The sequence below is a fragment of the Kribbella sp. NPDC051952 genome (assembly GCF_040680855.1).
In the GTDB taxonomy this organism is placed as follows: domain Bacteria; phylum Actinomycetota; class Actinomycetes; order Propionibacteriales; family Kribbellaceae; genus Kribbella.
On sequence record NZ_JBFAXQ010000006.1, the window covers coordinates 298,923 to 319,524 of the forward strand.

A 20,602-nucleotide genomic window follows, 5' to 3' on the forward strand; every position below is an offset into this window, starting at 1 on the left:
CCGAATACACGAAGGGCCCGCTCTCCGGGAGGAGTAGAGCGGGCCCTTCGGTTCGTCCTGGGTCAGAGTGCTTTGTGCATGACGAGTTCGCGGCGTACGCCGTCGGGCATCAGGTCACCGAGTTTGTCGGTATCGGTGAAACCGTTGCGGAGATAGAGCTTGTGCGCCGGGTCGTTGCCGTCCGCAACGGCCAGTTCGAGGACGGTCGCGCTGACGCCGCGGGCCCAGGTCTCGATGGTCGTCATCAGGGCGTCGCCGACGCCCTGGCCACGTCCGGCCGGTGCGATCCACATCGACACGAGTTCCGCCGTACCGGGTTCGTCGGCGAGGAAGCCGCCGGCCATGCCGACCGGCGTGCCGTCGAGCGAGGCGATCACCTGGTAGGCGCCGGGTGCGGACAGCCGGTCCCGCCAGCGTTGTTCGGGTGCGTCGATCCAGTCGGCCAGTTGCGAACCGAAGGCGTACGGCGCTTCCTCGAGCGCCGCGAGCCGGAGTTCGCGCCAGGCCTTCCAGTCGTCGGGACCGACCGGGTTGATCTCGATCATCAGGTCCTCGGAGGGAACTTCGAGGAAACCCAGTCGCGGACACCGCCCAGGCCGTCACCGAGGTCGCGGAGCAGCTTGGCCAGCGGGTCCTGGGAACGGTTGAAGGCGTCGGAGTACGACTTGGCCGCGTTCTTCGCCTCTTGGGAGATCGAGGCGGCGTCGTCGTCCTGCCGCTTCGGGTAGTCGCCGGAGACGATCGTCGTGTACTCGCCCTCGTCCACCCAGCGCCGCAGCTCGTGCGCGCGGATGACGGCGAGCGGGTGCGACTGCGCCTCGAGCAGCAGCAGCTTCAGCACGCTGTCACGCAGGTCGCCGGAGCTTTCGTACTCCGTTCCCTGCGCGAGGAAGGCCGTGGTGTCGAGCTCACCGAGCTGACCGCCGCTGGCGAGCTTCATCTGGACGCGGAGCGCGACGGCGGGGTCCTGGACGGCGAGCAGGCCGGCCCGGTCGCCGGACAGCTCGGCCTTGCGGGACCACTCGTGCAGGGCCGCGACGATGGCGCGGATGCCCAGGGCGCCGATCGGCATCCACTGGAACGCGCCGGTCAAGCGCATCAGCCAGAACAGCAGGGACTGGTACAGCGCGTGTCCGCTCTGCGCGTGGCCGAGCTCGTGACCGAGGACGAACCGGAGCTCTTCCTCGTCCATGCCCTGGATCAGGGCGCTGTTGACCACGATGAACGGGCGGTCCATGCCGATCGTGACGGCGTTCCAGATCGGGCTGTTGGTGACGAACAGTTCGGGCAGTTCCCGGACGTCGAGCGTCGTACCCGCTTCGGTGTAGAGCCGGTGCACGGTGGGGAACTGGCGCTCGTCGACCCGGATCGCGGAGCCGAGGAACTGCAGCCGGAAGGCCCGCTCGTTGATCAGGCCGGACATCTTCCGCAGGATGAAATCGAATCCCTTCAGCTGCCGCAGCGCCACCAGCGCGCCCCGGTCCGCCGGGTGTTCCCACGCCCGCGAACTGATATCGGTCAGCGTCGCCCGCTGCCGCGTCGGCCGGTCGTCGTTCTCGCTCATCGCTCCCCCTGCCCAGTCGTCATGTCCCCCCAACCTAGCTCGCCGTTGGGTCGTGCCTGGGGGCGTGGCCGGCGCAGATAGGCCAGTACGGCGATCAGTCCGGTGGGGATCCAGCCGAGGGGGACGACGGCCCAGCCGATACCGGTCTGGATCAGGCTGCCCATCACGGCGACCGAGAGGCCGGTGCCCCAGAGCCAGTACCAGAAGGCGTTCCACCCGGGGTGCTGAACGCCGCGGAGCCGCCCGACGAGAGCCAACGGGATCGTGACCGGCAGCGCCGCGCACACACCGATGACCAGCAGCGCGCCGAGGATCAACGCGATGTCGGCCGGCGAGAAGTTGATCGGTCCGAGGGGAATCATGACGTTTATCGTTCCGCCCGGCCGTCCGTTCACCGAGCGTAGGAATACTCAAATCCGCCTATAACCCCTAGCCTGGCCCGCATGAGTGAGGTTGACGGGGTGTGTCGTGAGGTGGACCGGCGCGACGAGAAGGCGCGGGCCTGGGTCTCGGAGGCGATCCGGATCGTGGACGCCGATGCGAACCGCAGTGCGGACACCCACCTGCACGTCTTCCCGATGCCCGAGGGCACCGGTGTGGATCTGTACCTGAAGGACGAGTCCGTGCACCCGACCGGCTCGCTCAAGCACCGGCTGGCCCGGTCCCTGTTCCTGTACGCGCTCTGCAACGGCTGGATCACCGAGGGCACCACGGTGATTGAGGCCTCCAGCGGCTCGACCGCGGTCAGCGAGGCGTACTTCGCCCGCCTTCTCGGCCTCCCGTTCGTCGCGGTGATGCCGCGCTCGACCAGCCCCGAGAAGGTCGAGCTGATCGAGTTCTACGGCGGCCGCTGCCACTTCGTCGAGCGCTCCGGCCAGATCTACGGCGAGGCCAAGCGCCTGGCCGAGGAGACCGGCGGCCACTACATGGACCAGTTCACGTACGCCGAACGCGCGACCGACTGGCGTGGCAACAACAACATCGCCGAGTCGATCTTCGACCAGCTCAGCCTGGAGCAGCACCCGATCCCCACCTGGATCGTCGTCGGCGCCGGTACCGGCGGCACCTCGGCCACCATCGGCCGCTACGTCCGCTACCAGCGCCACGACACCTCCGTCGCGGTCGTCGACCCGGAGAACTCGGCCTTCTTCCCCGCCTTCGAAGCCGGCGACCACGACCACTCCACCGGCCGCCCCTCCCGCATCGAGGGCATCGGCCGCCCGCGCGTCGAGCCGTCGTTCGTCCTCGGGGTCGTCGACCGGATGATCTCCATCCCCGACGCGGCCTCGATCGCCGCCATGCGCTTCTGCTCCCGGGTCACCGGCCGCCTCGTCGGCGGCTCCACCGGCACCAACCTCTGGGGAGCTCTCCGCCTGGCCGCCGAAATGCGTCGTACCGGCGCCCGCGGCTCGATCGTCACCCTCCTCTGCGACAGCGGCGAACGCTACGGCAACACCTACTACGACGACGCCTGGCTCCGCACCAGCGGCATCGACATCACGCCCTACCTGACCACCCTCGAGGGCTTCGCAACCACCGGCCGCTGGACCGAACCAGGCGAGTAGTTAGGCGCCGAGGGCGAGGCCTACTGCCAGGCCTACGGCGTACAGGAGTTCGGTTTGGCCGGTGCCCTTGAGGACTGGGATCAGGGCTGGGCCTACGGCGTCGCTGAGGACTACTCGGATGGACTTGATGGCCAAGGGGATGGCTATGAAGGCCAGGAGGGTCCACGGGGTGGCGAGGACTGAGACGGCCGCGAGGACGAAGGCCAGCGCTACCAAGGCGGCGTAGAGGCGGCGGGAGTTCGGAGCGCCTAGGACTACCGCGAGGGTGCGTTTGCCGGAGACCGTGTCGGTGGGGATGTCGCGGAGGTTGTTGGCGACCAGGAGGGCGCAGGCGATGGAGCCGACCGAGACGGCGCCGGCTACTGCGGTCCAGCTCAGGGCCTCGGCTTGGACGTACGTCGTGCCTAGTACGGCGACCAGTCCGAAGAAGAGGAAGACGCTGACCTCACCAAGAGCCCGGTAGCCGTACGGCTTGGACCCGCCGGTGTAGAACCACGCCCCGACCAGAGAGGCCGCACCGGCGACCAGGAGCCACCACGACGAGGTCGCGCAGAGGACGATGCCGAGTACGGCGCCCACGCCGAAGCAGGTGAAGGCTGCGGTCTTCACCTGTCCCGGGGTGGCGACTTTGGAGCCGACCAGGCGCAGTGGGCCGACGCGGTTCTCGTCCGTACCGCGGATGCCGTCGCTGTAGTCGTTGGCGTAGTTGACCCCGAGTTGCAGGGTCAGGGCGACGCCCAGGGCCAGCAGTGCCTTCCACCAGACGAAGCCGTCCAGGTACGCCGCTGCGCCGGTTCCGACGAGGACAGGGGAGATCGCGGCGGGGAGCGTGCGCGGGCGGGCGCCTTCGATCCACTGGGCAAGGGTGGCCATGACCGTCGATTCTGTCAGCCACTCGGCAGCCGTCGGCAACGAGGGCCGTACGCTCGGACTGACATGTCTACTTTGCGCCTGGTCCCCGGTACGCCGGAAGACGTGCTGTCAGCGCTCACCGGCGTACTGGAGGGCAGCGGTACGCCGTTTGCCCCGGTACCGTCCGACCCGGCGGCGGCTGCCCGGGTCCGGCAGGCTGCGGCACCGGACGAGCCGCTGGAGGGCGACTGCGCGGTCGTACTGACGACCTCCGGGTCATCCGGTGAGCCGAAGGGCGTGCTGCTGTCCCGCGAGGCCCTGCTCGCGTCCGCGGTCGCAACACACGAGCGACTCGGCGGACCGGGTCAATGGCTGCTCCCGATGAAGCCGTACTTCGTCGGAGGCCTGCAGATCCTCACCCGCTCGGTCGTGGCCGGTCTGACGCCCGTGCTCCTCGGAGACAGCTTCACTGCGGCCGCCCAGTCGATGACCGGCGGGCGACGGTACACAGCGATGGTGCCGACCCAGCTCGCACGCTATCTGGAGACCGACCTCGACGCATTGCGGTCGTTCGACGCGATTGTGATCGGTGGTGCGGCCACTCCGGCTCCACTGAAGGCTCGAGCCGCGGAGGCCGGCGTCACCGTGATTCCGGCGTACGGGATGACCGAGACGGGCAGTGGCTGTGTGTACGCCGGTGAGCCGCTGACGGGGACGTCGATCGGACTGGACGATGGGCGGATCCTGATCAAGGGCAGCACCCTGTTCTCCGGGTACCGGCTGCGGCCCGAGCTGACCCAGGAGGTACTGCGGGACGGGTGGTTCCGGACCCAGGACCGCGGTGAGCTCGTGGATGGACGGCTACGGGTGATCGGTCGGGTCGACGACGTGGTGATCTCCGGCGGCGTCAACGTCACCCTCACCACCGTGCAGGCCCGGTTGCTCGAACACCCGCGCGTCAAGGACGCAGTGGTGCTGGGCGTGCCGGATGCGGAGTGGGGGACCCGCGTGGTCGCGTTCGTCGTCGGTGAGCCCAGCCGGGACGAGTTGCGCGACTGGGTCAGTGAAACCCTGCCCCGGAACTGGGCGCCGCGCGAGGTGATCACCCTGGACGCGTTGCCGATGCTTGCCTCGGGCAAGGTTGATCGCCAGGCGTTGCTGGAGGGCGTGCGGTGATCACGTACTCGATCGGCCTGAAGAACAAGTTCCGTGGCATCACCGTGCGCGAGGGCATGCTGTTCGAGGGCCCGGCCGGCTGGGCCGAGTGGAGTCCGTTCCTGGACTACGACGACGCCACGTGCGTGTCCTGGCTTCGGGCCGCGCGGGAGGCGGCCGATGACGGATGGCCGGCGCCGATCAGGGATGCGATCCCGGTGAACTGCACAGTGCCCGCAATAGGTCCGGAGAAGGCTGCCGAGATCGTCAGGGCGTCAGGCTGCGGTACGGCGAAGGTGAAGGTCGCCGAGCCGGGTCAGACACTCAAGGACGACCTGGCGCGGGTCGAGGCCGTCCGGGACGCGATCGGTGGCGGACGGGTGCGGATCGACGCCAACGGTGCCTGGTCTGTGGATGAAGCGCTCCGGTGCCTCAAAGAGCTCAAGCGCTTCGACCTGGAGTACGTCGAGCAGCCCTGCGCGACTGTGGAAGAGCTGGCTACGGTCCGACGACGCACGGACGTGTTGGTCGCGGCCGACGAGTCGATCCGGCGGGCCGAAGACCCTTTGCTGGTGCGGGAGTTGGATGCGGCGGATATCGCCGTACTGAAGGTGCAGCCGATCGGTGGGGTCCGGGCGTGCCTCGAGATCGCCGAGCGGATCGGACTGCCCGTAGTGGTGTCGTCCGCGCTCGAGACGTCCATCGGCATTGCGGCCGGAGTCGCTTTGGCTGCTGCGCTTCCGGAGCTCCCGTACGCGTGCGGCCTGGCCACGGTGTCGATGTTCACCCAAGAGGTTGTCGCGGAACCCCTGCTGCCCGTGGACGGCTACCTACCCGTCCAGCGACTGCAGCCGGACCCCGTGCTGCTGGACGCGGCACGTGCGGATGAGAGCAGGACTGCAGTGTGGGAAGAGCGCATGGAACGAGTAAGGAGTGCCGGATGAACCCGTCCACAGCGTTTGCCACGGTAGTGGTCGACGAACTGATCCGGTGCGGCGTCCGCGAGGCAGTGGTCGCGCCGGGATCGCGGAGTGCCCCACTGGCGTTGGCACTCGCCGCTGCGGACCGCGACGGCCGGCTGCGGCTACATGTCCGGATCGACGAGCGTACGGCGGGATTCTTGGCGATCGGCCTGATCCGGGGGACCGGACTGCCCGTGCCGGTCGTCACCACTTCCGGTACTGCGGTCGCCAACCTGCACCCGGCCGCACTCGAGGCGTCGCACAGTGGGCTGCCGTTGATCGTGCTCAGCGCAGACCGCCCGCCGGCGTTGCGGGGGAGCGGCGCCAACCAGACCACGGATCAGCTGAAGGTCTTCGGCTCTGCGGTGCGGATGTTCCACGAGATGGGTACGCCGGTCCGAGAGGTCGGTCAGGTCGCGTACTGGCGTTCACAGGTCGCACGCGCCGTGGCCAACGCGGTCGGTGCACGATCGTCGGATCCGGGGCCGGTGCAGCTCAACTGCCCGTTGGCGGAGCCGCTGGTACCGACGGATGGTCCTGAGTGGCCGGAGTCGCTGAGCGGACGCAGCACCGGGCCGTGGACCGCTATCCATGCCGCGGCCGGGCAGCCGTCCGCTGTGTCGCCAGGGCCGAAGACGGTGGTGGTCGCGGGTGACGGTGCGTCGCAGGCCGCGCGGCTGGCGGCGGAGGCGGGCCGGTGGCCGTTGTTCGCGGAGCCGTCGAGCCGGGCCCGGATCGGTCCGTCGGTGATCTCGGCGTACCGGTTGTTGCTGCAGGCAAGTTCTTTGGCGGACCAGATCGAGCGGGTGCTGGTGTTCGGGCATCCGACGTTGTCGCGACCGATCTCCAAGCTGCTGGCGCGGCCGGACGTCGAGGTGATCGTGGTCTCGCCGACGGGGTTGTGGCCGGATCCGGCGCGTCGCGCGGCGGCCGTGGTGACCGGGCTCGAGGTCACCGAGGCGGATACCACCAACTGGTTGGATAGTTGGCAGCAGGCTGATCAGCAGGCCCGTCCGGCGATCGACAAGGTACTCGCGGACGACCTGAGCGGACCCCGGGTGGCGGCGATCGTCGGCGAGGCCGTCGGCGCCGACGGCATGCTGGTGGTCGCCTCCTCGAACCCGGTCCGCGACCTCGACCTCGCCCAGATCGTCCCGATCCGGACCATCGCCAACCGCGGCCTGGCCGGCATCGACGGCACCATCTCGACCGCGGTCGGCGCCGCGCTGGCGAACGCAGGACCGACGTACGCGCTGATCGGCGACCTGGCCTTCCTGCACGACAGCAACGGACTCGTCATCGGTCCGGACGAGGCCCGTCCCGACCTACGGATCGTGGTGGTCAACGACAACGGCGGCGGCATCTTCTCCACCCTCGAGCAGGGTGACCCGACGCATGCCACGCACTTCGAGCGGGTCTTCGGTACGCCGCACAACGTCGACCTCGGCGCACTCTGCAGTGCCACGGGTACGCCGTACGAGCTGGCGGAGACTCCGGATGCCTTGCGGGCCGCGCTGGCACCGACTGTCGCCGGTCTGAGTGTGGTGGAGGCGCGCATCCCGCGCAGTGGGCACCGGCCGCTCAACGAAGCACTGGTTGCCGCTGTCAAACAGCTGTAGGGACCTCGACGGGCGCGGGCTTCCGCTTCGGGTGCATGGTGCGCAGGTGGTTGAGCAGCGGCACGACCGTGGCGATCGCCAGCGCGGTCGTGGTGAGGATCGGGATCGTCGCGCCGCGCAGGGACGAGTTGAGTGGCGCGGCGATCGTGAAAATCAGGCTGACCGCGGTGATGATCATGGTCATCCGGCGGCCCGGTCGGGCTACGGCCAGGAACGGCAGGCACCAGAGGAAGTACCAGTCGTGTGCGCTCGGACCCAGTACGACGACCGCCAGCAGTGCGATGCCGACCGCGCGTGCCGCATGGTGGATGGACGAGCGAAGGCTCAGGACAGCGATCAGGCTGACCGCGACCACCATTCCGACCAGGCGGACGATCGCCAACGCTTGTTGAGCCGCGGAGTCGTCGCCCAGCCACTGCAGTACGCCGGACGCCGCCATGCCGATCAGGTTGGCGATCGAGAACGGTGAACGGACCAGACCGGGTACGTCGAGCGCACTCATCCAGCCTGAACCCACACCGGTCAATTCACCGATGGTGACCAGGGTCAGGACGGACACCACGCCCGCGACGACCAGACTGGCGAACCGCAACGCCCGTCCGGCCAGCGGGCTCATCACTGCGGCGATCGCGATCACCACGAGTCCGCCCGGAAGTTTCACCGCAGCCGCGGCCCCTGCTACGACTGCCGCCGTACCCCATTGGCCGGTCAGGGCCAGTGCGAACGCGCTACAGGCCAGTCCGAGCATCAGTACGTCGTTGTGGGCCGCGCCGATGCCATGCGTGATCAGCATCGGGTTCAGCACCACCAACCAGACCGCGAAGGTGGGGTCCACCCGACAGGCGGCTGCCAGCCGCGGCACGGCCCAGGCGATCAGCACGAAGCCCAGTACGGCGAGTAGACGGTGCGCGAGCATCAGGACGTACGGGTCCATGGTGAGGTGCGCGACCAGACCGCCGTACGCGAGTGGCAGTGGACCGTACGGCGCAGGGGTCTGCATCCACATCGGGTCGACCGCTTCGATGATGTGGCCGGACAGTACGCCAGGGCCGACGTCGTACGGGTTGTAGCCCTCGGCGACGAGTGCGCCCTGCGCTGCGTAGCTCCAGGCGTCGCGGCTGAACAGTGGCGGGATCAGGAGCAGCGGTGCGCTCCAGTACGCCGCCATCCGCAGCAACGGTGGCCGCAGTCCCGCCATCACTTGCCGGCCCACGGTCAGCCAGGCCCAGGCCATCAGCCCGAGCCCGGCGACCATGAACGTCAGTCCGATCATCCGGCCGGGCAGGGTGTGTCGAAGTGCGCCGGTGATGGGCAGGGTGGCGACCCATGACGACGCGGGCACCACCGAGGTCACCAGGCTGGCCAGGGCGACTACGACAGAGCCGGCAACCCCACGGACCAACGACGAGCGCACAGTGCGACGCTAACCACGCTGTGCGACTTCTCGATGAACGTCAGGCGGATTCCTTGCGGAAAGTGCGTGCCCCGACCGCCAGGCCGATCACAGTGAGCAGTACGACCCAGAACAGACCCCACAGCGACGAGCTGCTGCCGATGTCCCCACGGAACAACGCCCGTACGCCGTTGACGACGTGCTTGAGCGGGCTGATGTCGGACAGCCGCTGCAGCCAGGTCGGGCCGATCTGCATCGGCAGCAGGATGCCGGACAGCAGCAGCAACGGCATGGCGATCCCGTTCAGCAGCGGGGCCAGTGCGTCCTCGCTCTTGGTGATGAGCGCGACCGAGTACGACAGCGAGGCGAAGGTCGCGCCGAGCAGAGCGACGATCACCAGCGACAGCAGTACGCCGCCCCACGGTGCGCGCAGGCCGAGCGGAAGAGCGGCGACCAGCAGCAGGATCGACTGGACCACGAGTACGACGACATCGCGCAGTACTCGCCCTGCCATCAACGCGATCCGCGACGCCGGGGTGACCCGGTCCGCCTCGATCACGCCGGCCCGGTACTCGGCGATCAGGCCGAAGCCGACGAACATCGCGCCGAACATGCCGAGCTGGACGATCAGGCCGGGGATGAACACCTGGTAGGCGTTCGTGGTCGCGCCCTGGCTGATCTGTGCGGTGATCGGCTTCAGCAGTGGGCCGAACAGGAACAGGTACATCAGCGGCTGGCTGAGCATCAGGATGGACCACATCGGGTTGCGCAGCGACAGCCGCATCGCCCGGTGGAACACAATCCACGTCTCCCTGAGCACGGTCATGCCACGGTCTCCTTCTCTGCTTCGGCGGTCTCCGGAGCCGGGGCGTCCTCGTCGCGCAGGGACCGGCCGGTCATGGTCAGGAACACGTCGTCGAGCGTCGGGCGATGGACCTCGACGCCGTGCAATTCGATGCCCTGGGCATCGATCGAGCGGAGCAGGCCGGGCAGGACCGAACCACCGCGGGGAATGCGGAAGCCGACCACGTCGCCGTCGGTCTCCACCTCGACCGCGCCGTCCAGATCGCCGACGATCTTGCTGACCGCGGGTGCCTGCGCGGCATCGCCAAGGCTGAGGCGTACGGCGTCGCCGGAGACCTGCTGCTTCAGCGCCTCCGGGGTGCCGGCGGCAACGATCTTGCCGTGGTCGATGACCAGGATCCGGTCGCAGAGCGCGTCCGCCTCGTCCAGGTAGTGCGTGGTGAGGAAGATCGTGGCGCCACGATCGCGGAGGCCGCGGATGTGCTCCCAGAGGTTCGCCCGGGCCTGCGGGTCGAGGCCGGTGGTCGGCTCGTCCAGGAAGATCAGCTTGGGGTTGTGGATCAGCCCCATCACGATGTCGAGTCGGCGACGCTGTCCGCCGGACAAGGTCTTGCACTGCCGCCGCCAGAGGCCGGGCAGGTCGAACTCGTCGAACAAGCGCTGGCCGTCCGCGGCCGCCTTCGCCTTCGGTACGCCGTACAACCGGGCGTGGTCGACGACCTCGTCGCCGGCGATCGCCTCGGGCAACGTCGACCCGCTCTGCGGCACATAGCCGATGCCGCGGCGGACGCCGACCGGGTCTTTCGCCAGGTCACAACCGGCCACCGTCGCGGTCCCGCTGGTCGGCGTGATCAGGGTCGCCAGCATCCGCAGTGTGGTGGTCTTGCCGGCCCCGTTCGGGCCGAGAAAGCCGACGATCTCTCCGTCGGCCACATCCAGGTCTACCCCCTGCACGGCCTGCACCGGCCCGCGCTTGGTCTTGAAGGTGCGGACAAGCCCGCGAGCTTCGATCATCATGCGGAACAGTGTCCAGAATCAACCTTGAATAGTCAACGTTGATTAAATCCGGTTCTAACCCGCCGGAGGATCCGGGATCTCGCGCCAGTGGGTGACCATGTCGGGGTGGGGGGACCAGTCGGGAGGTTCGCCGGCGAAGGAGTAGTCGCCGGCGGCGACGCGTTCGCGGAAAGCACGGGTCCAGTCGAGTTCGCCGTTGTCGCGGGCGGTGGTGATGCGGAACATCTCCACCACGTGGTTCGGGACGGCCGGGTCCTCGAGGATCTGGCGTTCGGCGAACGGTTCGGCCTTCTGGCGGGCCTCGAGTTGGGTGATCCGCGCCTCGAGCGCGGCCAGGATCTCGTCGCGCCGCAGCGACCACATGAAGGTCAGGGCGACCCCCATCCGGTCGGGGTGGTAGCCCTCCACGTTCCACAACATCTGCCGCAACAGCGAGAAGTACTCCGTCTCACCGTCGGCCGTCAGCTTGTACGACGTGCGCCCGGGCCGGTGCGGGCCGGGCGAGTCGATCTCCTGCAGGTAGCCGTGTTTGGCGAGCGTCCGCAGACCGGTGTAGATCGAGCCCGGGTTGATGTTCGCCCACTCCTGCACGTTCCACGTCAGTAGCTCGCGGCGCAGCTGGTACCCGTGCGCCGGCTGGAAGATCCGCACGACTCCGAGCAGGAGCAACCGCGTCGTGGACATAAGCGCAGTGTAAATCCGCGCGACCGATCCACAGCTGCAGGCGTACCGTCCCGGACATGGATGTCCGGGTGACGACCGACGCACAAGCGTTCGAGCAGACCGTGTTTCCTTTTCTGCAACAGGATCCGGTGCTGCACACGATCATCATGAGCAACGTGCACGAGCGGGCCAACGGGTCGATCAAGGCCCAGGACGAGGCGTCGTACTTCGTGTCGGTCCACGTCGGTGAAGTCGTTGGTGTAGCGATGCGTACGCCGGGACGCGGGGTCTACCTCGGCGCTCTCCGCGAGGACCTCGCCGCGCCGATCGCCGATGCGTACGCCGACCTGCTGCCGGAGCTCGCCGGCGTCGCGGGAGACCGGCCGGCCGCCGCCAGGTTCGCGGAGCGGTGGTGTGAGCTTCGTGATTCCCAGGCGACCGAGAGCAAAGGCACGCGGTTGCACAAGCTCGGGACGCTCACCGAGCTCTCTGCCGACAGCGGCACCCCGCGGATCATGCACGCGGACGAGGTCGACCTGGTCGCTTCGTGGGCAGGCGACGGATTCGCCGAGATCGCGGCAGGCTCCCGCGGGTGGGCCGAGCGGCGTTTCCGGGAAGGGACGATGTGGATCTGGGACGTCGACGGTGAACCGGTCAGCATGGTCGGCTACCACCTGCCGATCTTCGGGGTCTGCCGGATCGGGCCGGTCTACACGCCACCCGAGCACCGTCGGCACGGGTACGCCGGTGCCCTGACCAGTCACGTCTCCGCGGAAATCCTTGCCCAGGGCAACCAGGCGTGCCTCTACACCGATCTCGCCAACCCGACGTCGAACAAGATCTACCACGAAGCCGGCTACCGCTCGGTCGCCGACTTCGTCGACTACGACTTCAGCTGATCTCGGTGCTGTCGCCGGGGGCGAGGCCGAGGTAGTTGGTGCCGGCGACCTCGCCGATGAAGCGCTTCATCATGCCGAGGCCGACCGGGCTGAGGAGGCCGTCGTGGATGCCGACGGTCTGCTGCGCCTTGATCGCCCGGGCGTACTCGACCGCGGGCGGCACCGAGAACCACGGGCCGGAGATCGGGACCAGGTTCGTGTGCACCTCGCGGTCGGGCTGGGTGAACGAGTCGCCGGGGTGATAGACGGCGTCGTCGATCAGGTAGCCGATGTTCTCGCACGGTACGCCGAGCTCCGGCAGGATGATCGCGTGGTCCTTGCCATAGGCACGGATCGCGAAGCCGGCCGCGTCGAAGGCCTGCCCGTCGGCGACGACGGTGACCCGCTCGCCGAGATCGCCCAGCTGGGCGGCGACGCCGGCGGTGGTGTAGATCGGTGCGTCCAGGCCGCGCAGCCGCTCGGCGTCGATGTGGTCCGGGTGCTCGTGCGTGACCAGGATCGCGTCGGCGGTCTCGAAGGCCGCGTCCTCGCTGAACGTCCCCGGATCGACCAGCAGCGTCGTGCCGTCCTTCTCCAGCCGGACACAGGCATGTGCGAACTTCGTCAGCTTCACCCTTAGTCTCCCAACGCGTCTCTCATCGGCACCAACTTGGCGTTCGTTTCGGCCAGCTCGGCGACCGGATCGGATCCGGCCACGATTCCCGCCCCGGCGTACAGGCGCATCCGGCGCGGGTCCTCCGGATCGGCCTGGCCACAGCGCAGCGCGATGCACCACTCGCCGTCGCCGGCCGCGTCCATCCAGCCGACCGGTCCGCTGAACCGGCCGCGCTGCATGCCCTCGATCTCGCCGATCAGGTCGCGCGCGACGGGTGTCGGCGTACCGCAGATCGCGGCGGACGGGTGCAGTGCGGCGGCCAGGCCCAGCGCGTTCGCGCCGTTGGCGGCGACGCCGGCGACGTCGGTGGCGAGATGCATCACGTTCGGCAGATGCAGTACGAACGGCGTCTCGGGCACGTTCATCGACTTGCAGTGCGGCTTGAGCGCCTCGGCCACCGACCGGACGGCGTACTCGTGCTCTTCCAGATCCTTCGAGGACCGGGCCAGCGACGCGGCCAGCGCGAGGTCGTGCGCGTCGTCACCGGTACGGCGGATGGTCCCGGCCAGTACCCGTGACGTGATCAGGCCCTTCTCCCGGCGGACCAGCAGCTCCGGGGTGGCGCCGATCAGTCCGTCGACGGAGAACGTCCAGCAGTTCGGGTACGCCGTCGCCAGCCGGCGCAACGGCCACCGCAGGTCGATCGGCTGCTCTGCGATCGCGATCAGGTCGCGGGCGAGCACCACCTTGTCCAGCTCGCCGCTGGTGATCCGCTTGACCGCGTCCGCGACGATGCTCGACCAGTCCGTCCCGGACCGGGCGCCGTCGGCGAACGCGACGTCGTACACCGGGGACGGCTCATGCGTGACCAGCTCGGGCGGCGCGGCCAGTGAGCTGGCCGGTGCGACCGTGGTCACCCAGGTGGTGCCGCCGCGGCGGCCGACGATCACCTCGGGGACGACCAGCTGGCTCGGGTCCTGATCGGTGAAACCGAACGATCCGAAGCAGACCAGTCCCGACCCTGGTACGCCGACCTCGTCGCGGATCACCGCGTTCGCGGTCAGCTCCTGCCACCAGTCCACCGCCTCCTGGAAGCGGTTGCCACCGGCAACGTCAAGACGGGCGGCGACACCCCAGCCGACGTGACCGTCACCACGCCGGACCCAGGCCAGGCCGCCTTCGGCCGGCAGATGGTCCATCAGTTGCGCCGCGACGTCGTCGACGGGCTGGCTGCGGATCACCAGTTGAGGTGCTTGCGATTGACCGGATCGAACCGGGTCAGACAAGCTCACGCGACCACTCCTAGCTCGGTGTACCGGCCCCGGGTCGCGGCGGCCGGGTGGCTCCCCGGAGATGCACTCACGAGATGCAAGCGTATGCCTGCAACATAACCGGCGAATTTCGGTGCCTGTCCGGACCGTGATCAACTAGACAAGTGACCCGCGCAGATCTCAGCAAGGACCCGCACGCCGTGGCGGCCATGTTCGACAACGTGGCCGAGGGGTACGACCGGACCAACGCGGTGGCGACGATGGGTCTGGAGAAGCTGCACTGGCGGCCGGAGACGTTCAAGGAGATCGCGCCGCACAAGGGGATGAAGATCCTCGACCTGGCGGCCGGGACCGGTGCGTCCAGCGTCAAGCTGCGCGAGGCCGGCGCCGAGGTGGTGTCGTGCGACTTCTCGGTCGGCATGCTCCGGGTCGGCAAGCGCCGCAACCCCGAGCTCGACCTGATCGCCGGGGACGCGCTGAAGTTGCCGTTCGCCGACGACACGTTCGACGTGGTGACGATCTCGTGGGCGCTGCGGAACGTGAACGACGTCACGGTCGCGCTGCGCGAGATGCTCCGGGTGACGCGCCCCGGCGGGCGACTCGTCGTACTGGAGCAGTCGCACCCGACCTGGAAGCCGTTCCGGGTCGTGTACCTCGAGTACATGATGCGAGCCGTGCCGGCCGTGGCGAAGGTCGTCTCGACCAATCCCGAGGCCTACGAGTACCTCGCCGAGTCCACCCGCGCCTGGCTGCCCCAGGAACCACTGGCCCGCACCATCGAGGCCTCCGGCTGGACCCGGGTCCAATGGCGCAACCTCACCGGTGGTCTGGTCGCCATCCACCGGGCGATGAAGCCTGCTTAATTACGCAACGGAACTTATGCGTAAATTACTTGTCTGCAAGGGGGTTGGGGCGAGTTTCGTGTCCGTGTCAGGCAGTCCTAGACTGTCAAGTGACGAGTGCTCGTGAATCGCTTCACGAGCGCACCAGCCCCCACTTCCAGGCCAGGATGAGATGAGCCAGAGCGTGCCGAACGGGCAGCAGGCGGAGACTGCCGATGTGATCGTCGTCGGTGCCGGACCCGCCGGCTCGGCAGCGGCGTACCACCTGGCCAACGCCGGTCTCGACGTCCTGCTCCTGGAGAAGACCGCGTTCCCGCGGGAGAAGGTCTGCGGCGACGGGCTCACCCCGCGCGGGACCAAGCAGCTCATCAACATGGGCATCGACATCTCCGAAGAGGCCGGCTGGATCCGTAACTACGGCCTCCGGATCCAGGGCGCCGGGCACCAGTTGCAGCTGGACTGGCCGGACCTGGCCAGCCATCCGAACTACGGCCTGACCCGGAACCGGATGGACTTCGACGACATGCTCGCCCGGCAGGCCGTGAAGGCCGGGGCGCGGCTGCGTGAGCGGACCAACGTGGGTGCCCCGATCCTGGACGACAAGGGCTTCATCGTCGGTGTCACCGCGAAGCCGGTCGACGACAACGGCCGCCGGGCCGGGGCCGACCTGGAGTACCGCGCGCCGCTGGTGATGGCGGCCGACGGCAACTCGTCCCGCCTCAGCGTCGCGATGGGTCTGCACAAGCGCGACGACCGGCCGATGGGTGTCGCCGTACGGACGTATTTCACCAGCCCGCGGACCAACGACGACTACCTCGAGTCCTGGCTGGAGCTGTGGGCCGAGGACCCGAAGCAGCCGGGCGGGAAGGTGCTGCTGCCCGGGTACGGCTGGATCTTCGGGATGGGTGACGGCACCGTCAACGTCGGTCTCGGCATCCTGAACACCTCGGATGCCTTCGGCAAGGTCGACTACTCGGATCTCCTCAAGGCGTGGCTGAAGAACACCCCGGAGGAGTGGCAGTTCACCGACGAATTCCAGACCATCCCGATCCGCGGTGCGGCGTTGCCGATGGGCTTCAACCGGCAGCCGCACTACACCCGTGGCCTGATGCTGCTCGGCGACGCCGGCGGCATGGTCAACCCGTTCAACGGCGAAGGCATCCCGTACGCGATGGAGTCCGGGGCGTTCGCCGCCGAAGTCGCCGCCCAGGCCCTGCACCGGCAGTCGAACCAGCGGGAGCGCGCGTTGTCGGCGTACCCGAAGGCGCTGAAGCAGGAGTACGGCGGTTACTACACGCTCGGCCGGATCTTCGTGAAGCTGATCGGAAATCCGGAGGTGATGCGGCTGTGCACCAAGTACGGTCTGCCGCGCACCACGCTGATGAAGTTCACCTTGAAGTTGCTTGCCAACCTCACCGACCCGCGTGACGGCGACGTGATGGACAAGATCATCAACGGTCTCACCAAGCTCGCACCGGCGGCCTGACCGGCGGGGCGAGTGAGCTGAGCCACAGCGGTACTGATAACACAGTGCTTGTTCCATAGCTGTTCCGAAATAGGCAGAAACAGACAGACACCGGCTGAAGGAGAGGGAGCACGAGACCGATGCACCCTTACGTACCGATTCTTGCTCTTGGTGTGCTCGCGGCGCTCTTCGTGGCGGGCAGCATCACAGTGAGCGCGCTGGTCGGCCCGAAGCGCTACAACCGGGCCAAGCTCGACTCGTACGAGTGCGGGATCGAGCCGACCCCGCAGCCGGTCGGCGGTGGCCGCTTCCCGGTGAAGTACTACATCACCGCGATGCTGTTCATCGTCTTCGACATCGAGATCATCTTCCTCTACCCCTGGGCCGTCGCCTTCGACCAGATGGCGCTGTTCGGGTTGGTCGAGATGGTCATCTTCATCGTCACCGTCTTCGTCGCGTACGCCTACGTATGGCGCCGCGGCGGACTGGAGTGGGACTGACATGGGTCTTGAAGAACAGCTTCCGGCCGGCGTGCTGCTCGGCACCGTCGAGGGCCTGCTGGGTTATATGCGCAAGGCGTCGTTGTGGCCGGCAACCTTCGGGCTGGCCTGCTGCGCGATCGAGATGATGACCACGGGCGCGCCGCGCTACGACGCCGCCCGGTTCGGCATGGAGGTCTTCCGGGCCTCGCCGCGCCAGGCCGACCTGATGATCGTGGCCGGCCGGGTGAGCCAGAAGATGGCCCCGGTACTGCGCCAGATCTACGACCAGATGCCGAACCCGAAGTGGGTGCTGGCGATGGGTGTCTGCGCGTCGTCGGGCGGCATGTTCAACAACTACGCGATCGTGCAGGGCGTGGACCACGTCGTACCGGTCGACATGTACCTGCCCGGCTGCCCGCCGCGGCCGGAGATGCTGCTGGACGCGTTCCTGAAGATCCACGAGCAGATCCAGAACATGAAGCTCGGCGCGCACAAGAAGGCACTGCAGTCGGAGCAGGAAGCCGCCGCACTGTCCGCCGCGCCGACGATCGAGATGAAGGGTCTGCTCCGGTGAGCGATACGCAACCCGAGAACCTGCCGGCGACGAGCTCGGCCGGGGACGCTCAGACTCCGGACGCCGAGGTGGTGGACCAGCGCGAGGGCATGTTCGGTGTCCGCGGCACTGGTGACACCTCCGGCTTCGGTGGCCTGCGCCGCCAGGTCGCACTGCCCGGCGGTACGCCGAAGCCGTACGGCTCCTGGTTCGACGGCGCGACCGAGCGACTCGAAGGCCTGGTCGACGAGGGCGCGATCGAGAAGGTCGTGGTCGACCGCAACGAGCTGACCCTGCACATCGCCCGCGAGCAGCTGGTCGACGTCTGCCAGCACCTGCGCGACGACGAGGCGCTGCGGTTCGAGTTCTGCTCCGGCGTCAGCGGGGTGCACTACCCGAACGAGACCGGTCGCGAACTGCACGCCGTCTACCACCTGCTGTCGATCACCCACAACCGGCGGATCCGGCTGGAGGTGTCGGCGCCCGACGCCGACCCGCACATCCCGTCGGTCGTCTCGGTCTACCCGGCCAACGACTGGCACGAGCGCGAGACCTGGGACTTCTTCGGCATCATCTTCGACGGGCACCCGGCCCTGACCCGGATCCAGATGCCGGACGACTGGCCAGGTCACCCGCAGCGCAAGGACTACCCGCTCGGCGGTATCGACGTCGAGTACAAGGGCGCCGTCATCCCACCGCCCGATACGCGGAGGTCGTACAACTAATGACCGCAACAGACCCGTACGCGACCACCCGGGACACCACCGAGGGCAAGGTCTTCACCGTCACCGGCCAGGACTGGGACTCGGTGGTGGCCGGCCTCGGCGACGAACCCGATGAGCGCATCGTCGTCAACATGGGCCCGCAGCACCCGTCCACCCACGGCGTGCTCCGGCTCATCCTCGAGATCGAGGGCGAGACGGTGACCGAGGCCCGCTGTGGCATCGGCTACCTGCACACCGGTATCGAGAAGAACATGGAGTTCCGCTCCTGGGTGCAGGGCGTCACGTTCTGCACCCGGATGGACTACCTGTCGCCGTTCTACAACGAGGCGGCCTACAGCCTCGCGGTCGAGCGGCTGCTCGGGATCGAGGACCAGATCCCCGAGAAGGCCAGCGTGATGCGGGTGCTCCTGATGGAGCTCAACCGGATCAGCAGCCACCTGGTCTGCATTGCCACCGGTGGTATGGAGATCGGCGCGCTGACCGTGATGACGATCGGCTTCCGTGAGCGGGAGATGACGCTCGACCTGTTCGAGCTGATCACCGGCCTGCGGATGAACCACGCCTTCATCCGCCCCGGCGGGGTCGCCCAGGACCTGCCCCCGGGCGCGCTGGACAAGATCCGCGAGTACATCACCTGGATGAACAAGCACCTGCCCGAGTACGCCGACCTCTGCAACGCGAACCCGATCTTCAAGGCCCGCCTGCAGAACGTCGGATACCTCGACCTGGCCGGCTGCATGGCGCTCGGTATCTCCGGCCCGCCGGTCCGTTCGACCGGGTACGCGCTGGATCTGCGCAAGTCCCAGCCGTACTGCGGCTATGAGACGTACGACTTCGACGTACCGACCTGGGACTCCTCGGACTCCTACGGACGCTTCCGGGTCCGGCTGCAGGAGATGCACGAGTCCCTGAAGATCGTCGAGCAGTGCGCCGACCGGCTGGCCAAGATGGACGGCGACCCGGTGATGGTGGCGGACAAGAAGATCGGCTGGCCGAGCCAACTGGCCGTCGGCTCCGACGGGATGGGCAACTCGCTCGACCACATCAAGCACATCATGGGCGAGTCGATGGAAGCACTGATCCATCACTTCAAGCTGGTCACCGAGGGCTTCCGGGTGCCGGCCGGACAGGCCTACGTGGCGCTGGAGTCGCCGCGCGGCGAGCTCGGCTGCCACCTGGTCTCCGACGGCGGCACGAAGCCGTACCGGGCGCACTTCCGTGACCCGTCCTTCGCAAACCTGCAGGCGATGCCGATCATGTGCGAGGGCGCACAGGTCGCCGACGTGATCGTCGCTGTCGCCAGCCTTGACCCGGTGATGGGTGGAGTGGACCGATAGATGGCCGAGAATCACGCGACTGCGACCGACGTTCCGGTGCCCTACAGCACCGGTGACTCCAAGATCACCGACACCACTCTCGCGGAGATGCGCGAGCTGGCCGCGCGGTACCCGGTCGGCCGGTCCGCACTGCTGCCGATGCTGCACCTGGTCCAGTCGGTCGAGGGCCGGGTCACCCCGGAGGGCATCGAGGCCTGCGCCGAGATCCTCGGGCTGACCGGTGCCGAGGTGTCCGCGGTGGCGACCTTCTACACGATGTACAAGCGCCGCCCGGTCGGCGACTACCACGTCGGGGTCTGCACCAACACGCTGTGCGCCGTGATGGGTGGCGACCTGATCTTCGAGCGGCTCAAGCAGCACCTCGACGTCGGCAACGACGAGACCACCGAGGATGGCAAGATCACCCTCGAGCACCTCGAGTGCAACGCCGCCTGCGACTACGCGCCGGTGATGATGGTGAACTGGGAGTTCTTCGACGACATGACGCCGGAGTCGGCCACGCAGCTGGTCGACGACCTGCGCGAGGGCACCGAGGTGAAGTCGCCGCGCGGTGCGACGATCTGCACCTGGCGCGAGGCCGAGCGCGTGCTGGCCGGCTTCCCCGACGGCCGCGCCGACGAGGGCCCGACCGGCGGCAAGGCCACCCTGGCCGGCCTGCGGCTGGCCCGCGAGCGCAACTGGACGGCTCCGGCCGGCCGCAACGGCAGCAACGGCGGCAACGGCCAGGCGGCCGAGGCGACCGTCTCTCCGGAGGCGGCGGCCGGGCCGCGGCCCGAGGACCAGCCCGGCAAGGAGTCCGGTTCCGGGCACTCCGACGACTCCCGGAAGGAGGACTGACC

22 protein-coding genes are annotated in these 20,602 nt (G+C 68.2%); 12 read left to right on the forward strand and 10 right to left on the reverse strand.

Annotated elements, in window-relative coordinates; all coding sequences use genetic code 11:
- Nucleotides 1–62: 62 nt before the first annotated feature.
- From AB0L70_RS14740 to AB0L70_RS14750, 3 genes are read right to left on the reverse strand one after another with little or no spacing between them, the layout of a single operon-like run.
- Nucleotides 63–545, reverse strand: a complete 483-nt coding sequence (locus AB0L70_RS14740; RefSeq protein ID WP_363683968.1) for a GNAT family N-acetyltransferase — start codon at nucleotides 543–545, stop codon at nucleotides 63–65.
- Nucleotides 545–1,564 (reverse strand): M48 family metallopeptidase, encoded by a 1,020-nt coding sequence (locus AB0L70_RS14745; protein ID WP_363683970.1) that lies wholly within the window; start codon nucleotides 1,562–1,564, stop codon nucleotides 545–547. The genes AB0L70_RS14740 and AB0L70_RS14745 overlap by 1 nt, the downstream gene beginning before the upstream one ends.
- Complete coding sequence (locus AB0L70_RS14750; RefSeq protein WP_363683972.1) at nucleotides 1,561–1,926, reverse strand: hypothetical protein; 366 nt, start codon at nucleotides 1,924–1,926, stop codon at nucleotides 1,561–1,563. The genes AB0L70_RS14745 and AB0L70_RS14750 overlap by 4 nt, the downstream gene beginning before the upstream one ends.
- Nucleotides 1,927–2,007: 81 nt before the next feature.
- Between AB0L70_RS14750 and AB0L70_RS14755 the strand changes: the two genes are divergently transcribed.
- The gene (locus AB0L70_RS14755) at nucleotides 2,008–3,129 is read left to right on the forward strand and encodes a PLP-dependent cysteine synthase family protein (RefSeq protein WP_363683974.1); all 1,122 of its coding nucleotides are present in this window, start codon (nucleotides 2,008–2,010) and stop codon (nucleotides 3,127–3,129) included.
- Here AB0L70_RS14755 and AB0L70_RS14760 read toward each other — a convergent pair whose 3' ends face one another.
- The gene (locus AB0L70_RS14760; RefSeq protein WP_363683976.1) at nucleotides 3,130–4,002 is read right to left on the reverse strand and encodes a 1,4-dihydroxy-2-naphthoate polyprenyltransferase; all 873 of its coding nucleotides are present in this window, start codon (nucleotides 4,000–4,002) and stop codon (nucleotides 3,130–3,132) included.
- Nucleotides 4,003–4,065: 63 nt separating this feature from the next.
- Here AB0L70_RS14760 and menE point away from each other — a divergent pair, with 63 nt between their 5' ends.
- Genes menE through menD form a run of 3 tightly spaced genes read left to right on the forward strand, consistent with a single transcriptional unit; the run spans nucleotide 4,066 to nucleotide 7,717 of the window.
- Entirely contained in the window at nucleotides 4,066–5,157 is a 1,092-nt protein-coding gene (menE, locus tag AB0L70_RS14765) for an o-succinylbenzoate--CoA ligase (RefSeq protein WP_363683978.1), read from the forward strand.
- Nucleotides 5,154–6,080, forward strand: coding sequence for an o-succinylbenzoate synthase (locus tag AB0L70_RS14770; protein ID WP_363683980.1), 927 nt, complete (start codon nucleotides 5,154–5,156; stop codon nucleotides 6,078–6,080). Before menE ends, AB0L70_RS14770 begins: the two co-directional genes overlap by 4 nt.
- Complete coding sequence (menD, locus tag AB0L70_RS14775; protein WP_363683982.1) at nucleotides 6,077–7,717, forward strand: 2-succinyl-5-enolpyruvyl-6-hydroxy-3-cyclohexene-1-carboxylic-acid synthase; 1,641 nt, start codon at nucleotides 6,077–6,079, stop codon at nucleotides 7,715–7,717. Before AB0L70_RS14770 ends, menD begins: the two co-directional genes overlap by 4 nt.
- Here the strand turns inward: menD and mptB are convergent.
- The 4 genes from mptB to AB0L70_RS14795 are packed head-to-tail and all read right to left on the reverse strand — an operon-like array spanning nucleotide 7,704 to nucleotide 11,615.
- Nucleotides 7,704–9,131 (reverse strand): polyprenol phosphomannose-dependent alpha 1,6 mannosyltransferase MptB, encoded by a 1,428-nt coding sequence (gene mptB, locus AB0L70_RS14780; RefSeq protein WP_363683984.1) that lies wholly within the window; start codon nucleotides 9,129–9,131, stop codon nucleotides 7,704–7,706. The two genes, menD and mptB, sit on opposite strands and share 14 nt — an antisense overlap.
- A 40-nt stretch (nucleotides 9,132–9,171) precedes the next feature.
- Complete coding sequence (locus AB0L70_RS14785; protein ID WP_363683986.1) at nucleotides 9,172–9,936, reverse strand: ABC transporter permease; 765 nt, start codon at nucleotides 9,934–9,936, stop codon at nucleotides 9,172–9,174.
- Nucleotides 9,933–10,931: an ATP-binding cassette domain-containing protein gene (locus tag AB0L70_RS14790; protein ID WP_363683988.1), complete on the reverse strand. Its 999-nt coding sequence runs from the start codon at nucleotides 10,929–10,931 to the stop codon at nucleotides 9,933–9,935. The genes AB0L70_RS14785 and AB0L70_RS14790 overlap by 4 nt, the downstream gene beginning before the upstream one ends.
- A 54-nt stretch (nucleotides 10,932–10,985) precedes the next feature.
- Nucleotides 10,986–11,615, reverse strand: a complete 630-nt coding sequence (locus AB0L70_RS14795) for a PadR family transcriptional regulator (RefSeq protein ID WP_363683990.1) — start codon at nucleotides 11,613–11,615, stop codon at nucleotides 10,986–10,988.
- A 56-nt stretch (nucleotides 11,616–11,671) separates the two neighbouring features.
- On the opposite strand from AB0L70_RS14795, the gene AB0L70_RS14800 reads away from it, so the two are divergent.
- Entirely contained in the window at nucleotides 11,672–12,493 is an 822-nt protein-coding gene (locus AB0L70_RS14800; protein ID WP_363683992.1) for a GNAT family N-acetyltransferase, read from the forward strand.
- Here AB0L70_RS14800 and AB0L70_RS14805 read toward each other — a convergent pair.
- Together AB0L70_RS14805 and AB0L70_RS14810 are read right to left on the reverse strand one after the other, a co-directional pair.
- A complete protein-coding gene (locus AB0L70_RS14805) occupies nucleotides 12,486–13,106 on the reverse strand; it encodes an MBL fold metallo-hydrolase (protein WP_363683994.1) in 621 nt (206 codons plus the stop codon). The genes AB0L70_RS14800 and AB0L70_RS14805 overlap by 8 nt on opposite strands.
- Before the next feature lie 2 nt (nucleotides 13,107–13,108).
- The gene (locus AB0L70_RS14810; protein WP_363683996.1) at nucleotides 13,109–14,380 is read right to left on the reverse strand and encodes an isochorismate synthase; all 1,272 of its coding nucleotides are present in this window, start codon (nucleotides 14,378–14,380) and stop codon (nucleotides 13,109–13,111) included.
- Between the two features lie 143 nt (nucleotides 14,381–14,523).
- Here AB0L70_RS14810 and AB0L70_RS14815 point away from each other — a divergent pair, with 143 nt between their 5' ends.
- The 7 genes from AB0L70_RS14815 (at nucleotide 14,524) to nuoE (ending at nucleotide 20,600) form a co-directional block, all read left to right on the forward strand.
- Nucleotides 14,524–15,222, forward strand: coding sequence for a demethylmenaquinone methyltransferase (locus AB0L70_RS14815; protein WP_363683998.1), 699 nt, complete (start codon nucleotides 14,524–14,526; stop codon nucleotides 15,220–15,222).
- 151 nt (nucleotides 15,223–15,373) lie between these two features.
- Nucleotides 15,374–16,687: a geranylgeranyl reductase family protein gene (locus tag AB0L70_RS14820; protein ID WP_363684000.1), complete on the forward strand. Its 1,314-nt coding sequence runs from the start codon at nucleotides 15,374–15,376 to the stop codon at nucleotides 16,685–16,687.
- Between the two features lie 119 nt (nucleotides 16,688–16,806).
- A complete protein-coding gene (locus tag AB0L70_RS14825; protein WP_363684002.1) occupies nucleotides 16,807–17,166 on the forward strand; it encodes an NADH-quinone oxidoreductase subunit A in 360 nt (119 codons plus the stop codon).
- A gap of 1 nt (nucleotide 17,167) precedes the next feature.
- The gene (locus AB0L70_RS14830; protein WP_363684004.1) at nucleotides 17,168–17,722 is read left to right on the forward strand and encodes an NADH-quinone oxidoreductase subunit B family protein; all 555 of its coding nucleotides are present in this window, start codon (nucleotides 17,168–17,170) and stop codon (nucleotides 17,720–17,722) included.
- Between the two features lie 20 nt (nucleotides 17,723–17,742).
- Nucleotides 17,743–18,426 (forward strand): NADH-quinone oxidoreductase subunit C, encoded by a 684-nt coding sequence (locus AB0L70_RS14835; protein WP_363684109.1) that lies wholly within the window; start codon nucleotides 17,743–17,745, stop codon nucleotides 18,424–18,426.
- A complete protein-coding gene (locus AB0L70_RS14840; protein ID WP_363684006.1) occupies nucleotides 18,426–19,763 on the forward strand; it encodes an NADH-quinone oxidoreductase subunit D in 1,338 nt (445 codons plus the stop codon). Before AB0L70_RS14835 ends, AB0L70_RS14840 begins: the two co-directional genes overlap by 1 nt.
- Nucleotides 19,764–20,600, forward strand: a complete 837-nt coding sequence (gene nuoE / locus AB0L70_RS14845; RefSeq protein WP_363684008.1) for an NADH-quinone oxidoreductase subunit NuoE — start codon at nucleotides 19,764–19,766, stop codon at nucleotides 20,598–20,600.
- Nucleotides 20,601–20,602: the final 2 nt, after the last annotated feature.